Below are 15,253 nucleotides of genomic sequence, written 5' to 3'. Positions count from 1 at the left end.
GGCGAATTTACAGGAGGAGACCAAGATGAATCGTAAAGACGCTGTAGCCCTCGACCGCAAGGATGTTTTTGCAAAAAAGCGCAATGCATTCAGCATTCCAAAAGGCATGATCTATCTCGACGGAAATTCGCTGGGCGTGTTGCCCAAGGCGGCTGTGGCGCGGGTGAAGCATGCGGTGGAAGTGGAATGGGGGCGTGATCTCATCACGTCATGGAACAAGCATGGCTGGTTTCACCTGCCGCAAGTGATCGGTGACAAGATCGCCAAGCTGATCGGCGGGGTGCCCGGCAGCGTTATTGTGGCGGATACGATCTCGGTCAATCTGTTCAAGGTGCTTTCTGCTGCGGTGGCCAAAAGGCGCGGGCGCAAGGTGATCCTGTCGGACAGCGGCAATTTCCCGTCCGATCTTTATGTGGCGCAAGGCCTCACGCAATTCATGGCGGATGGGCATGTGCTCAAGGTGGTGGAGCCGGATCAGGTTCTGCAATCGATCAATGAAGATGTAGCGGTGGTGATGGTCACCGAAGTGGATTACCGCACGTCACACCGCCACGACATGAAGGCGATCACTGCCAAGGCGCATGAAAATGGTGCGCTGATGATCTGGGATCTGGCGCATAGCGCAGGCTCAGTGCCGGGGCGTCTGATGGATGTCGATGCGGATTTTGCAGTGGGCTGCACCTATAAATATCTGAATGGCGGGCCAGGTGCGCCAGCCTTTGCTTTTGTGCATCCACGCCTGCAGAAAGAAGTGATGCCTGCATTGGTGGGCTGGTGGGGTCATGCCAAGCCCTTTGCGTTTGCGCAGCAGTTTGCCGGCGCTGAAAATGTGACGCGTTTTCAAGTTGGCACGCAGCCGATGCTGAACATGGTGGCGCTGGATGCGGCCATGGATGTGTGGAAGGGCGTGTCGATGGAGAAACTGCATGCCAAGGCGATGAAGCAATGCGCGCTGTTTGCAAAATTGGCGGAGGAGCGTTGCGGGAAATTCGGCATATCCGTTCACGGCGAACAGGATTGGAGCCAGCGCGGCAGCCATGTTTGCCTTGCGCATGACGAAAGCTACGCCATCATGCAGGCACTGATCTCGCGCAAAGTCATCGGCGATTTCCGGGCGCCCAATCTGATGCGCTTTGGCTTCACACCGCTCTACGTGTCTTATGCGGATGTCTATGATGCGGTGGAGCATCTGCATCAGGTTCTCTCCAAGCGCCTCTGGGACAAGCCGAAATTCAAGGCCAAGGCCGCGGTGACATGAAGCGCGTTGCGCGAGAACCGAAGGAATTTTCGATCTACCGCATTTTGGGCAATGACCTGCCGCCCCGCCACGCCAGCCGCAGCGGGCTCGAAAACCTGCAATATATCATTGCGCATGAGGATGCGTTTCCCGAAGCGGAGAAGTGGTGGATCCTGAACCGCATTGTGGACCCTGCACTGGCTCAGGAAATGATCCGGGTGATCAAAGCGGCGGGGCACAATTACCTTGTCATTCCTTTTGTCACGCAGGCGCATTTCACAGCTTTCCTCGATGTCAGCGGCCTGCCGAGACTCAGCGCGCGCCAGGCTGCGAAATGGGGTGAATCCTTTCCGGTGCTCAGCCTCGAATGGAAGATCAGGCACAAGTCACAGGCCCTGATCAACATCAACCATGCCCGCAATCTGGCCCTGTCACATGGGCAGGCCCGTTCGAAATGGGTGCTGCCTTTTGATGGGGGCATCATGTTCGCGCGCGAGGGGTGGCGATCTTTCGTGGAAGCGACCCGTGCGGCGGGCGATGCGAAATTTGTCGCCATTGGCATGCAGCGTATTTATGAACACAACGAAATTGCCAGCCTGGTTTCGCCGCCAAAAAACCCTGACGAGCCGCAGATCGCGTTCCGATTTGATGCCGAGGACAGATTTGATGAAGCCCGGCGTTACGGCAACAAGAACAAGACCGAGCTTTTCCGACGGATTGGCGTGCCAGGCCCGTGGGACAAATGGTGGTCGCCGCCATGGGATAATGTCTGTCTTCCCCCGAGCAAGAGCAGGGGCCAATTCGTAACGGGCGGATTCACCATGCGCCTGCCCACCCACTCATCGGCCAAGGTTGAAAACAATGATTTGGGCCGTTGGAGTGCGCGCTTTGAAGGCGTGGAATTGCTATCGGCGGAGCTGGACATTGCGCAGGCCAAGAAAAATTTCGCCCGCGCGGATGTGTTCCACACCTACGCTGCGGAACTGAATTCGCATCGCACAGCGCTGGATGGGCTTTGTGCACAAGTCATGGCCTCGCCCACCGCGCGCATTCTTGACAAGGAGGCAACTGCGCCCAGTGGCAACAAGCAGGATTTTTTCTGTGCCCCGCGCTACCCGACAGGCTTTGGACGATTGGATTTGTTATCGCCGCGTTCGGTTCTAGCCTGTGTTAGCCAGATGTTGCGCCCGCCGCGGCGTGTAGTAGCACCTGAAAGTGCGGGCAGGGATGACAGGGCCGCTCTTAGTCAATTCTTGCGTGACAGCTCAGTGTTGGCGCACGGGGCCTATGTGTTGGGCAAGAAGGAATATGCGGCGCGGGCACGCGGTATTCTGGAAACCTGGATACTCGACAAGAAGACGCGAATGAATCCCAATTTGCGTTTTGCGCAACTCCGGCCTGAGCGGAAAACCCCAAATCCTTACGGGTTGGTCGCTGCCCGTGACCTCTGGCTTTTGCCTCAGACGGTGGACACGCTAATCAAACTGAAAGCGTTGCCCGCAAAGCAAGCACAGGACATTCGCCAATGGTGCCGCGATCTGCTCCAGGACGTTGAGAAGAGCGGACAACTTCCCTTCGCACTTGAAAGGCCCAACAATATTTCATTGTGGACTGCCGTGCTGGCCGTGCAGCTTTATCTTTTCACCGGCAATGTTGAATCTGCCACGCGCATTTGCCGGGGGCTTTCCGTCAAACTTGCCGAACAGATCAATGGGTCCGGCGCACAGCCGGAGGAGCTGAAGCGCCACCTGCCGCTGCATTATTCCTTGTTCAGCCTCGAAGCCTGGGCTGCGCTGGCCTGCGTTAGCGCCAGAATTGGGATCAACCTGCATGATTATAGGGGGATCAATGGGCAGAGCCTTGATGCGGCCATCCGTTATCTCGCCAAGTCACGGCGCACGTTTAAGGATTACAACCAAGACAGTGCCGGCCATGACAGGCGCATCGCGATCCTGCTGGCATTTTTTACGGGTGAGCCGCTGGCTGAAAATGCGGGTGACTTCAGCCCAGATATGGATTGGGGCCTGGCGCCCCTATGGCCGCTTTGCATGCCAAGGATGAGCTGAGGCCACTAGGATCACTTGTTCGGGTCGCGGATGCAACTGCCAGTGCGGGTGGCACTTTCACCCGCGCTGCAATCCATCGAGCAGCCGCCCGGATTGCTGGCGCAGGCGCCACGCACCATCGAGCGGCCTGCGGAGCGGAAATTATCTTCGGTGCAGCCGGCGAGAAACAGCAAGGTGGCGGCAACACAGATCAACGAAACTATTTTCATGCAATAATCTCCACTAGGATGGCGCTACTTTGCGTTTCAATCAGGCTGAATTGCGGCGCTATTCGAGATTGGTGTGATTGGCGCGCATCGCTTCGGGCTTGATGGCCATCTGCTTGATGAGTTTCAGGATCATCACTTCGAACAATACGAAAAGCGCGCCCTCAAAAAGCGAGCCCATGGGCAGCGTGGATGATTTCTTTTCACCTTGGTCATCGGCCATGGTTTGTGCCGGCAGCAGCAAAACGAAATCAGCGTAGGCCGCACCACGCCCCTTGGGCTGGGCGGTGATGAACAGGATCTTGGCGCCGGCATCCTTGGCCACACCCATCAATGCGAGTGCGGTTGAAATTTCGCCGGGGCCACAGGTGACGATGAAGAGATCGCCCTTGCCGACCGGAGGCGTGGTCATGTCGCCCTCGACGGCAACCGCAAGACCCATGTGACAGAGGCGCATCGCAAAGCCCATGATCTGCAGGCGTTCACGTCCGCCGCCGAAGACCACGATCTTCTTCGCGGCGGCGATCATGCTGCAGGCCTTGTCGACATCTGCATCATTCAGCTTGTCGAAAACAGTGCCGAGTTCGGCGAGGGCGGATTGATAAAGATTGCTCATGAGGCGCTCCAAAGGATGGGGAATTCTTCTGTGGTCATCGCGGCACCGGCGGGCAGGCGCTGTTCGAGGCCGGGGAAGGGCGGCGACGTGCGCCATTTGCGTGGCGCGTGGGTCACGTCATCGCCGATGAAACGCACAGAAAGCACGCGGCGGCGGCTTCCACTTGCCACGCCGCCCGCGCCGTGCAGCGTGAGCATATGGAAAAACACGGCATCGCCCGGCTCCAGCGCCCAGGCGAGAATCTTGAATTGGTCCGGGTTGCCATCGATGTCCGGCAGTTCTTTCAGCGTGCCTTCGGGAAACCACTTGGCTTCATTGTTCATGAAGGTGCGTGGCATGAGCCAGCCGCCTTTATGCGAGCCGGCAACGAATTTCAGGGTCGAGGCTTCTGCCACCGGATCAACCGGCAGCCACATCGAGACATTCTGGAAGCCGTCGATATTGTAGTAGGGCTGATCCTGGTGCCAGGGCGTCTTGGCCGTGGTCTTCGGCTCTTTGACCAGCAAGTGATCGTGATAGAGGCGCGTCTGCTGCGCACCCATGAGCTGCGCGGCAATGGCGGCGGCGGGGCTTTCTTCAACGAAGCGCTTATACTCATCGATGCGCCGCCAGTTGCAGAAGTCTTCGATGAAATAGCCGGGGTCTTCCGGGCGGCTGGCCACGATGGCGAGGGCCGAAGGCTCCGCCATGTTGCGGGTGATGCCTTGCTCCAGCAGTTTCATCTGCGCAGGCGAGAATGCGCCGCGCACTACAGTCGCACCGTCGGCGCGATACTGATCGATATGTTCAGCCGAAAGCTTCATGGCTTCAGTTTGAAGGGTACGGCCATGTAGCGCAGGTCCTTGCCTTCGAAGCCCAGCGAGTAGACACCCAGGATGGCGACCACCTGATCAGTTTGCGTATCGCTGAAACCATCAACCACGGCCTGAACGTCATAGCCAAAGGGGCAGCCGCGCGAATTGGGGATGGCCGCATCAGAGACAAGCTCACGCTCCGAACCGTCCTTGATGGATTTGAGCTTCAGGGTGAAACCCTTGTAGTCGTCGCCCATGTCCTCAGGGCAGGTGCTTGGCCGTGGCAATGGCTTTTCCGCCACGCTCAGCACATAGCGCACTTCCTTCAGGGTGTCGGGCACATCGGGGGTGGAGCCGAATTCGCTCGACATATACCAGGTGTCGAAAGTGATGGTCTTGCGGTCCTCGATCACTTCATAGACCGGGCTGCGCGCCAGCACACGGACGGGAGAGGTGATGGCATAGGTTTTCTCAAGCGCTGCATATTTGGCCCGCGCCTGCTGCATCACGACACCCAGCTTCTCGTCATCCTTGCCCAGCACGCGGATGGGAGAATCTTTTACCCAGGCATCCTTGGTCAGATCGACGACGAAAATTTCGTCAAAGGCATAGCCTGAGCCATCCTGCTCGCCGAATTGTTCGAAGGCGAAATAGCGGCTATCGGCGGAGAAGCCGAGGATGTTCAGTTCAGCACCATCGCCGGCAAAAGAAGGCGTGGCACTGGCAAGGCACAACGCCAAAGCAAGTCCGGCTGATTTGAGCATCATGTCACTACTCCCGCTTTCTTGTCGGCTGCGCGGTTCTCAGACGTACGTTTTGCTGGATCACCAAAGCCGCCGCCACCGGGCAGCTCAATGATCAAGGCATCGCCGCTCGGCACCAGATGCACGCCCTTGTCGGGAAGATGCGCGCCCGATGCAAGCTTGGCAATGCCGAGCGAGCCCGGCTTGCCGCCATCGCGGCCCTGAGCAGCGTTGCGGATACGGTCAAAGGTGGCAGCTGAAATGGTGAAGGGTGTGGCCTCACGGTTGCGCACTTCAAAGCGCTGCGAAAGTCCGCCGCGCCATTCGCCGTCACCGCCGGAATTGGGCAGGAACTGCTTTTCCTTGAACCAGAGCGGGCACTGGCCCTCAATGATTTCAACAGGAATGCCGCCGATGCCGGAGGGGAAGGCCATGCATGACAGGCCGTCCTTGCCTGGCCTGCCGCCAATGCCACCGAGGCCGATGGAGAGCACGGCATATTCCTGCGCGTTTTTCAGCAATGCGGGGTCCACTTTCCCATGGGCCGAGTTGAACATCAGCATCCAGATGGAGCCGGCGCTTTCAGCTTGCACCTTGCCCGGAAGTGTCTGGCATAGGCAGCCGAACACGGCATCGGCCAGCATTTGCCCGGTGACATGGCGCGAGGTGACGGGCGAGGGGCGGATCGGGTCCACCACGGTGTGCGGGTCGGTCTCAATGTCGAAGCAGGAGAGCGAGCCGATGTTGTTCGGCACATGCGGGGCCACAATCGCCTTCAGCGCGAAGACTGTATAGGCTTCCGTGTAGGTGCGCGGGCTGTTAATGCCGTAGATTGAAACAGACGAAGTGCCGCGGTAATCCACCGTCACCTTGCCATTGTTGATGATCAGCTTGGCCTTGATGACGATGGGCTTTTCATAGCCATCGAGCGGCAGCTCATAGGACCATTCGCCATTGGGCAGCGCCTTGATGGCTTCGCGCATGCCCTTTTCGGACTGAGTGAGGATGTGCTTGGCCAGCTTGTCGAGGGACGGCAGCTTGAATTCCGTCATCATCTCGACGAGGCGGCGCGCGCCCGTATCATTGGCGGAGACCAGCGAAAGCAGGTCGCCCTTCACTTCCACCGGATTGCGGGTGTTGCCGAGGATGACCTTCATCAGGTCATCATTCAGCACGCCCTGTTTGCGCAGCATCATATGCGGCACATACATGCCTTCATCGAAGGAGGAATTGCCCTTGGCCGAAAAGCCAATGCCGCCCACATCGATCACGTGGCAGGTGGAGGCGAAGAAGGCGACGAGCTTCTTGCCGAGGAACACCGGCGTCATCATCACGTAGTCGAACAGATGTCCGGTGCCGAGCCAGGGGTCATTGGTGATGTAAACATCACCCGGCTTCATGGTGGATTGTGGATACCATTTGAAGAAGTGCTTCACGGCGGTGGCCATCGTATTCACATGGCCCGGCGTGCCGGTCATCGCCTGCGCGATCATCCGGCCTTCTGGATCATAAACACCGGCGGAAAGATCACCGGCCTCACGCGTGATGGTGCCGAAGGCTGTGCGCAAAAGCGATTGCGCCTGTTCTTCCACAACCGCGATCAGGCGGTTCCACATCACCTGGGTGCGAATGGCTTCGAGGGCCTTGTTGGCGCTGGAGGGTTGCTTGCTCATTTCACCTTCTCCATCACGATCTGACCGAGGCTGTTGATCTCGGCCTTGAAGCGGCTGCCGACGATCGTGGACGTTTCATGCTCGGCAATGATCGCCGGGCCCTTGATTGCAGAACCGGGCGGCATATCGAAGCGCCAGTAAACCGGCGCGCTCATCAGCTTGCCTGCTGCAGCATCGAAAATCTGGCGAGTGCGCAGCGGCTTGGGGGCGGCCTTCTTCGGTGCCTTCTTGGCGCGTTCCACTTTCGGGATGGGCGATGATGAAGTCACCGACCAGGTGATCGCCTCGGCCTGCTGACCGGGGATCACCAGGCCATAGATCGCCTTGTAGGCGCTCTCGAACGCAGCCTTCAATTTCTTTCCATCGGCATTCGTCAGTGTACGGACGGGTAGGGAAACCTGGATCTCATGGCCTTGGCCGACATAGCGGCAATCGGCTTTGATGGTGAGCGAAGGTTTGCCTTTTTCCATGGCGGGTTTGACAACAGATTCAGCATCTTGCGCCATGGTCTTGAGAAGTTGGTTGACCTTTGCCGCATCGAAGTGATCGAGATTGACGGCAGCGCTCTTGGTGATTTCATAAGCGACGGGCGCTTGCAAAAAGCCGATGGCGGAACCCACGCCCGCGCCCAGTGGCACAATGATTTTTGACACGCCGACTTTCTCGGCCAATCTGCAAGCATGCAGCGGTGCGCCGCCACCGAAGGCGATCATCACGCAATTGGCAATGTCTTTGCCGCGCTCAATGGCATGCACGCGCGCGGCATTGGCCATGTTCTCTTCCACGATTTCGGCCACGCCTGCGGCGGGCCAGAAATCTTTCAGCCCAAGCGTGCTGCCGATCTGTTCGGCGAAGGCATTTTTGGCGCCATCAATTTCCAGTTTCACTTTGCCACCGGCAAAGAATTCCGGATCGATCTTGCCCAGCACCACATTGGCATCGGTGACCGTCGGCATCGTGCCACCACGCCCATAAGAGACGGGGCCGGGGGTAGAACCCGCGCTATCGGGGCCGACAGTGAGACGGCCCAATTTATCGACGCGCGCGATGGAGCCACCGCCGGCACCGATCTCCACCATTTCAATCACGGGAATGCGGACCGGAATACCGGAGCCCTTCATGTCCTTATAGGCACGCGCGATCTCGAAGCGGTGCGCACGTTCAGGCTCTGCATCAGACAGCAGGCAGATTTTTGCAGTCGTGCCGCCCATGTCGAAAGACAACACTTCCGGCAGATCGAGACTCTGTGCCATGCGGCTGGCCAGGATCGCGCCACCTGCAGGGCCGGATTCAACCAAACGGATCGGGAAGCGCGCAGCCGTTTCTAGCGTGGTCAAGCCACCGCCGGACATCATTAGATAGAGCGGGCATTCCATGCCCAGCTGGGCCAGGCCGTCGCGCAGGCGGAACAGGTAGCTGGCCATCAGCGGGCGCACATACGCATTGGCGACCGTGGTGGAGAAGCGCTCATATTCGCGGATTTCGGGTGCGACTTCCGATGACAGGCAGATGGTCACGTCATCCGGCAGCAATGGCTTCAGTAGCTCGGCAATGCGGCGTTCATGGCTTTCATGCGCATAGGAATGCAAAAGCCCGATGGCCACGGCCTTGCAGCCTTCTTCGCGGATGGTGGCGGCCAGCGCAGGTACGGCTGACTCGTCCAGCGGAATCAGCACATCGCCATTGGTGGCCAGGCGTTCCTTGATGCCGAGACGCAGATGGCGCGGCACCAGTGGCGAGGCGCGGTCAATCATTAAATCATAATGGTCGAAGCGCTTTTCATAACCTTGCTCGATCACATCGCGGAAGCCTTCGGTGGTGATGAAGGCCGTCTTGGCGCCCTTGCGTTCGATGAGAGCATTGGTGGCCAGCGTGGTGCCATGAATGAAGACATCCACGTCGGATGGCTTGAAGCCCGCATCGCGGATGACTTGTTGCAAGCCTTCCAGCACGGCCACTTCAGGCGCGTGGACCGTGGTGAGTATCTTGCCGCTCCAGCGCTTTTTTCCTTGCTCGAGAACAATGTCGGTGAATGTGCCGCCGATATCAGCAGCCAGTTTGAGGGGAAGTGCCATAAGATGTTGTTACCGAATGATTGGCGTTTGACAAGTCTTGATAGATTCGCTTCAAAAGAATGATGGCAAAAATAACAATTCAGGATGTGGCCCAGAAAGCGGGCGTCTCTGTGGCCACCATTGATCGTGTGCTGAACCGCAGGCCGGGAGTCAAGGCGCGCACGATTGAAAAAGTCGAAGCCGCCATCCGTGAGTTGAACTACCAGCCCGACCGCATAGCGGCCCGCCTGGCGCGCGGCCGCGAATATCGTTTCTGGTTCGTGCTGCCCAACACGGCGGGCGAGTTCATGAACCGCATTTCTGAAGAGGTTGAAGAGGCAGCTCGCCGCATGGCGGGCGAGCGCGTGGCCATCATGGTCAAGCGGGTGGACGTGTTTGACGGCCCGCTGCTGGCCAAGGTGCTGGATGGGCTGGAAGAGGGCATCGATGGCGTGGCCGTGGTGGCGCTGGATCACCCGGCGGTGCGCGAGGCGATCAATGCTTTGGTGGCCAAGGGCGTTGCCGTGGTCACGCTCGTGTCAGACGTGCCGGGTTCGAAACGCCTGCATTATGCAGGCATCGACAACTCGTCTGCCGGGCGCACCGTGGCCGGGCTGATGGGCCGCTTCCTGCATGGGCGCAAAGGCAAGGTGGGCCTGTTTGCCGGCTCGCTGGCCTTGCGCGACCATATTGAGCGTCAGTTCGGTTTCGAGCAGGTGATGGCGCATGAGTTCCCTGATCTGCTGGTGCTGCCGGTGCGGGAATCGCGCGACAACATGGAGCGGTCGGAAGAACTGGCCAAGCAGCTGCTGCGCGAGCATCCCGATCTGCTGGGCATTTATAACGTTGGTGGTGGCACGGCGGGCATCACGGCTGCATTGGAAGTGGGTGGCCGCGCCAAGCATGTGGTGTTCATCGCGCATGAAGTGACCGAAGGTTCGCGCCGCGCGCTGATCAGGGGCACCATTGATGTGATCATCAACCAGGACCCCGGACATGAAGTGCGATCCGCTGTGCGCGTGCTGATGGCCAAGGCCGATAATTCCACCGTGATCGAAGCACAGGAGCGCATCCGCATCGACATTTTCATGCGCGACAATCTGCCCTGACCTAACCGGTTTTTACGGCCTATGATGCGTTTGAAACGGGAAATCACCGCATGTGGATGGGTCTTGATGTATTGACTTTGGCGCGGGCACAATTTGCCTTCACCATTTCCTTCCATATCGTGCTGCCGGCTTTCTCCATCGGGCTCGCGAGTTATCTGGCGGTGCTGGAATTTCTCGACCTGCGCACCGGCAAGTCTGAATACCGCAAGCTTTTTGATTACTGGAAAAAGATATTCGCCGTGGTCTTCGGCATGGGCGTGGTGTCTGGCCTCGTCATGTCCTACGAATTCGGCACCAACTGGTCGGTGTTTTCCGACAAGGCCGGCCCAGTGATCGGCCCGCTGATGGGTTATGAAGTGTTTTCGGCGTTCTTTCTGGAAGCGGGCTTTCTCGGTGTCATGCTGTTTGGCCGCGAGCGGGTGGGACCGCGCCTGCATTTCTTCGCCACGCTGATGGTGGCGACCGGCACATTGGTATCGGCCACCTGGATTCTGATGGCCAATAGCTGGATGCAGACGCCGCAGGGATTCGAGATCAACGCGGCGGGACAGTTCATCCCCACCGATTGGTGGAAGGTCATGTTCACGCCCTCGTTCCCGTACCGGCTGGTGCATATGGTGCTGGCGGCCTATCTCACCACTGCGCTCGTCGTGGGTGGCGTGGGGGCATTCCATGTGCTGCGCCACAAGGGCGGCGAGCCTGCCTCGCGCCGCATGTTGTCGATGGCGATGTGGATGGCCACGCTGGTTGCACCCATCCAGATTATCGCAGGCGATCTGCACGGGCTGAACACACTGGAATACCAGCCGGCCAAAGTGGCCGCGATGGAAGGCGATTATGAAACCCGCGCCGGGCAGCCGCTCATTCTGTTCGGCATACCGGACGATGAAGCCGAAATGATGCGCTACACGATTGAGATCCCGAGGCTCGGCTCGCTGATCCTTACGCACAGCGTGGATGGCGTGGTGAAGGGCCTCAAGGATTTCCCGAAGGACAAGCGGCCCAACGCGTCCATCGTGTTCTGGTCCTTCCGCTTGATGGTGGGCATCGGCTTTGCGATTTTCGGGCTGGGCCTGTGGAGCCTCTATCTGCGCTGGCGCGGCAAGCTCTACGCCACGCCCTTGTTCCTCTGGGCGGCGGCAGTGATGACGCCTGCCGGGTTCATCGCCGTGCTGGCGGGCTGGGTGACGACTGAAGTGGGCCGCCAGCCATATACGGTCTATGGCTTCCTGCTCACCAAGGACTCGCTGTCGCCGGTGCCGGCACCGCTGGTCGGATTTTCGCTGCTGGCCTTTGTGCTCACCTATTTTGTGGTTTTCGGCGCGGGCGCGCTTTACATCGCACGGCTGTTCTTTGCCGGGCCTGAAGTGGATGTGCCCGCCCTCGATGAAGGCCCGCTGCGCAGCGCGTCGATGAGCGGCGAAGGAGGAAATCATGCTTGATTATCCGCTGATCTGGGCCTTTCTCATCGCTGTTGCGGTGATGCTCTATGTGATCCTTGATGGATTTGACCTCGGCATCGGCACGCTGTTCCTCACCGAGCGCGACGAAAAACACCGCGATGTAATGATGAACACCATTGCGCCCGTCTGGGACGGCAATGAAACCTGGCTGGTGCTGGGCGGCGGGGGTTTGCTGGCGGTGTTTCCGCTGGCCTATTCGATCATCCTGCCGGCGCTCTATCTCCCGCTGACACTGATGCTGCTGGGTCTCATTCTGCGCGGCGTGGCCTTTGAATTCCGCCCGCGCGCCACCCATAGCCTGCCGTGGTGGGATTGGGCTTTCTTTGGCGGCTCGGCGCTGGCGGCGTTCATGCAGGGCGTTTCGTTGGGCACGCTGGTGCATGGCATTCCGGTGGCCAACAGGGCTTTTGCAGGCGGGTCCTTCGATTGGTTCAATCCCTTCAGTCTGCTCACGGGGCTGGCTGTCTTAGTGGGCTATGCCACACTTGGCGCGTGCTGGCTGATCCTGAAAACCAGCGGCGACCTGCAGAAAAATGCGCGCATCAAAGCACGGGTGCTGGGCGTCGCATTGCTGGTGCTCATCGGCATCGTGTCGCTGTGGACGCCGTTCATTAATGGCGACTATTTCACCAAATGGCTGGTCTGGCCGGCGGTGCTGTACACATCGCTGGTGCCGGCTTTGGTTGTGGCCTGTGCGGGCATCTTCTGGCTCGGCCTCAACGAGAAGTCGGACTGGTTGCCCTTCGTGGCCGTGCTGGGGGTGTTTATCGCCTGTTTCATAGGGCTGGGCATCAGCTTCTATCCCTATATCGTGCCTACATCAGTGACCATCTGGGAAGCCGCAGGGCCGGATATTTCCTTGAGCTTCCTACTGGCGGGAACAGTCGTGCTGCTGCCGATCATCCTGATCTATACCGCGCATGCCTATTGGGTGTTCCGCGGCAAGACGGATGAGCACGGCGGCTATCACTAGGCCTTCTTCTTCCAGTCACCGGTGGTGTTCCACCAGCGGTGCGGATTGTCCTTGTCGTCGAGCCCCTTGGAGCGGCTGGCCAGAACCTCCTGCACGATGATCACCGGCTCCTGATAGGAGTGCACCTGAAAGATGCGTTCGACGATTTTCTCCAGCAATGGCTGGTCAGGCGGAATCTGGAAATTGAGCGTGGCGACGCCCGGCCGTTTTCGCAGGTCTGTTTCAGCACCCGCCGCCGCGCCTTCAAGCGGGCGGTAGCGTTCCAGACCCGTCGCTGTCTCAAAGGTGTTCTGGTCATACTTGCCCAGTGGCAGCGGCGTGAGTTCGCCGATGGCGGCGGCAATACGCTCCATGTCTTCGGTGGGGGCTTGCACCGAGACCAGCAGAAAGCGTTCCATGCGAACGGATTTTGTTTCAAATGGCGTCAGCACGAAGCGCTCCTGCAGAGGGATGAAATGCAGGAATAGAATATCCCTGCTGACACACTAAGTCAGCAGAGGCGACTTACACGAAAATGAAATCGCTGGCGTGCAGTTGGTTCATCGCGATGTGATCGAACACGATGGTTTCGTTGCCCATCGTCAGAACGGCGCTGTCGCCAGACATGGTGAAATGCAGCGCCGCGAAGCTGGCCGCAAAGCTCTTCGACAGCTGGACGTGATCGGTGCCGATCTTGAAGTCGGTGATTTCATCGCGGCCGCCATCGCCGGTGAGGAACTGGAACATGTCTGCGCCTGCGCCGCCGGTCAGCTTGTCATCGCCGCCACCGCCCTGCAGGAAATCGTTGCCATTGCCGCCGGACAACGTGTTTGCTGCGCCATTGCCAACCAACGTGTCGGCGCCAGTCAATGAACCCGTCACATTCTGGAAGTTCAAGAACGTATCGCCTGTCGCGTCGCCGCCGCTGGCCTTCAGCGTGGCCAGGTTGATGTTCACGCCTGCCGCACTGCTCGAGTAATCAAGCGTGTTGATGCCGCTGCCGCCGTCCATGTTGTCTGCACCTGCGCCGCCCGAGATGATGTCATTACCAGCACCGCCCAGCAGCTTATTGGCTTCGGCATTGCCGGTGATGGTGTCATTGCCGCTGCCGCCAGTGGCGTTTTCAATGGTGCAGGAATAGGCGATTGAGAGGTTGTTGGTCAGGCCCATCACATTGCTGAAGGCGCCGGAGTTCAGATTGATCTGGTCATTATGCGCATCACCGCTCAAGTCCAGCGTATCAATGCCCGAGGAGTCGAAGATGCACATGACCGGGTGGGTGTTGGTGTCAAAATTATAAATCGAGGCCGCACCGCCGGTCACATTGGAATGATAGCCATAGGTCGTGTTGCCGGTGCGGGTGGTGGTGGACACGCCATACATGTTCTGCATGGTCATCACGTCATTCAGCATCGGCGTCTGTGCGTCATAGCCGCCCCAGCTGCCCCAGGCCACTTCCTGGCTGTATTTCACATGGGTTCTGCTGTCGGTGCCGTCGCCCATGCTTGGGCCGAAATAGGACATGATCGAATAAACTGTGCTGTCTTGATAGCTTCCCGGCGCTGGCGTGCCGTTGCCGGCATTGTAGTTGCCTGCATGATCAAGGCCGAAGCCATGGCCCAATTCGTGAATGTAAGTGGCAAAGCCGTGCAGCCCCACCGTGGGGTGCACAAGGTCATTGGTCTTGCCGTAGTTCACGCCGTTGAAGAAGGTGTTGAACCAAACGGAGCCCCAGGTCGGGAAATAGGTATGAGCGTAATCGCTGCCAGTGCTGTCATTGAAATTGCCGACAGTGATATTTGCCCTGCCTGTGCCAGCGTTCACCACCGGCTTGGCGATCACATCGCTCCACAGGCTGATGGCCAGCTGGAAGGCGCTGGTTTGCTGTGCACTCAAGGCCGTGAAGCTGGTCTTCTCATATGATCCCGTCATCGAGCTCACGGATGTGGGAACGGAATAAGTTATGGTGCTGCCGGTCCAGTGATAGCCACTATCAAGCTGGTTCAGAATCTGGGTTTTAGAAAGAACGGGCAGGGCCATATGTTTTTCTTCCTTTGAGCGAGTCCTGCAGCCCTAAAGGGTAGAAATTTCAACCGGCTAAAAAAACCAGGTATAAATTTAGTGAAGACCGCCGGTTGGTCTTGACTTTAATCCTATTCTATGCTTTTGCTCTCCGCGCACTGTAACCTGAAAGGAGGGAACCATGTGCACAGCGTTCCCATATTGGTGGTTCAGTGTGCAGCGCCTGCAGGCGGAAGGAAATTACGCGCCTTCTGCTTCCGGGAGCTTCGTCAGCAGACCGCAGGCACTAAGACTTGCGCGCCTTCAATGGCTAACCAA

Annotated in this window: 13 protein-coding genes; 5 read left to right on the top strand and 8 right to left on the bottom strand. The window is 58.6% G+C overall.

All coding sequences use genetic code 11. The annotated features are described in order from the left end of the window. Positions 1–25 precede the first annotated feature (25 nt). Together kynU and F8B91_RS11985 are read left to right on the top strand one after the other, a co-directional pair. On the top strand, positions 26–1,258 hold the full coding sequence (gene kynU / locus F8B91_RS11990) for a kynureninase (protein ID WP_196504069.1): 1,233 nt from the start codon (positions 26–28) through the stop codon (positions 1,256–1,258). Then, positions 1,255–3,303: an alginate lyase family protein gene (locus tag F8B91_RS11985; protein ID WP_196504068.1), complete on the top strand. Its 2,049-nt coding sequence runs from the start codon at positions 1,255–1,257 to the stop codon at positions 3,301–3,303. The genes kynU and F8B91_RS11985 overlap by 4 nt, the downstream gene beginning before the upstream one ends. Before the next feature lie 11 nt (positions 3,304–3,314). Here F8B91_RS11985 and F8B91_RS11980 read toward each other — a convergent pair whose 3' ends face one another. The 6 genes from F8B91_RS11980 to F8B91_RS11955 are packed head-to-tail and all read right to left on the bottom strand — an operon-like array spanning position 3,315 to position 9,410. Next, a complete protein-coding gene (locus F8B91_RS11980; RefSeq protein ID WP_196504067.1) occupies positions 3,315–3,512 on the bottom strand; it encodes a hypothetical protein in 198 nt (65 codons plus the stop codon). 58 nt (positions 3,513–3,570) lie between these two features. Then, complete coding sequence (locus F8B91_RS11975; RefSeq protein ID WP_196504066.1) at positions 3,571–4,125, bottom strand: SIS domain-containing protein; 555 nt, start codon at positions 4,123–4,125, stop codon at positions 3,571–3,573. Beyond that, positions 4,122–4,928, bottom strand: a complete 807-nt coding sequence (locus F8B91_RS11970) for a phytanoyl-CoA dioxygenase family protein (RefSeq protein ID WP_196504065.1) — start codon at positions 4,926–4,928, stop codon at positions 4,122–4,124. Before F8B91_RS11970 ends, F8B91_RS11975 begins: the two co-directional genes overlap by 4 nt. Beyond that, positions 4,925–5,686 (bottom strand): DUF2259 domain-containing protein, encoded by a 762-nt coding sequence (locus F8B91_RS11965; protein WP_196504064.1) that lies wholly within the window; start codon positions 5,684–5,686, stop codon positions 4,925–4,927. Before F8B91_RS11965 ends, F8B91_RS11970 begins: the two co-directional genes overlap by 4 nt. After that, entirely contained in the window at positions 5,683–7,335 is a 1,653-nt protein-coding gene (locus F8B91_RS11960) for a hydantoinase B/oxoprolinase family protein (RefSeq protein WP_196504063.1), read from the bottom strand. The genes F8B91_RS11965 and F8B91_RS11960 overlap by 4 nt, the downstream gene beginning before the upstream one ends. Beyond that, positions 7,332–9,410: a hydantoinase/oxoprolinase family protein gene (locus tag F8B91_RS11955; RefSeq protein WP_196504062.1), complete on the bottom strand. Its 2,079-nt coding sequence runs from the start codon at positions 9,408–9,410 to the stop codon at positions 7,332–7,334. Before F8B91_RS11955 ends, F8B91_RS11960 begins: the two co-directional genes overlap by 4 nt. Positions 9,411–9,472: 62 nt before the next feature. Here F8B91_RS11955 and F8B91_RS11950 point away from each other — a divergent pair, with 62 nt between their 5' ends. The 3 genes from F8B91_RS11950 to cydB are packed head-to-tail and all read left to right on the top strand — an operon-like array spanning position 9,473 to position 12,934. Further along, positions 9,473–10,498 carry a LacI family DNA-binding transcriptional regulator gene (locus tag F8B91_RS11950; protein ID WP_196504061.1) on the top strand — a complete coding sequence of 342 codons (1,026 nt, stop codon included), beginning with the start codon at positions 9,473–9,475 and terminating at the stop codon, positions 10,496–10,498. Positions 10,499–10,548: 50 nt separating this feature from the next. Continuing rightward, positions 10,549–11,940 (top strand): cytochrome ubiquinol oxidase subunit I, encoded by a 1,392-nt coding sequence (locus tag F8B91_RS11945; RefSeq protein ID WP_196504060.1) that lies wholly within the window; start codon positions 10,549–10,551, stop codon positions 11,938–11,940. Continuing rightward, the gene (gene cydB / locus F8B91_RS11940) at positions 11,930–12,934 is read left to right on the top strand and encodes a cytochrome d ubiquinol oxidase subunit II (protein ID WP_196504968.1); all 1,005 of its coding nucleotides are present in this window, start codon (positions 11,930–11,932) and stop codon (positions 12,932–12,934) included. Before F8B91_RS11945 ends, cydB begins: the two co-directional genes overlap by 11 nt. Here the strand turns inward: cydB and F8B91_RS11935 are convergent. Together F8B91_RS11935 and F8B91_RS11930 are read right to left on the bottom strand one after the other, a co-directional pair. Next, complete coding sequence (locus tag F8B91_RS11935; protein ID WP_196504967.1) at positions 12,931–13,332, bottom strand: hypothetical protein; 402 nt, start codon at positions 13,330–13,332, stop codon at positions 12,931–12,933. The genes cydB and F8B91_RS11935 overlap by 4 nt on opposite strands. 106 nt (positions 13,333–13,438) lie before the next feature. After that, the gene (locus tag F8B91_RS11930) at positions 13,439–14,953 is read right to left on the bottom strand and encodes a M10 family metallopeptidase (protein WP_196504059.1); all 1,515 of its coding nucleotides are present in this window, start codon (positions 14,951–14,953) and stop codon (positions 13,439–13,441) included. Between the last annotated feature and the right edge of the window lie 300 nt (positions 14,954–15,253).

The organism is Aestuariivirga litoralis, from assembly GCF_015714715.1.
GTDB classification, from domain to species: Bacteria; Pseudomonadota; Alphaproteobacteria; order Rhizobiales; family Aestuariivirgaceae; genus Aestuariivirga; species Aestuariivirga litoralis_A.
The sequence above is the reverse complement of the archived record's forward strand: the minus strand, read 5'-3'. Positions and strand labels throughout refer to the sequence as shown.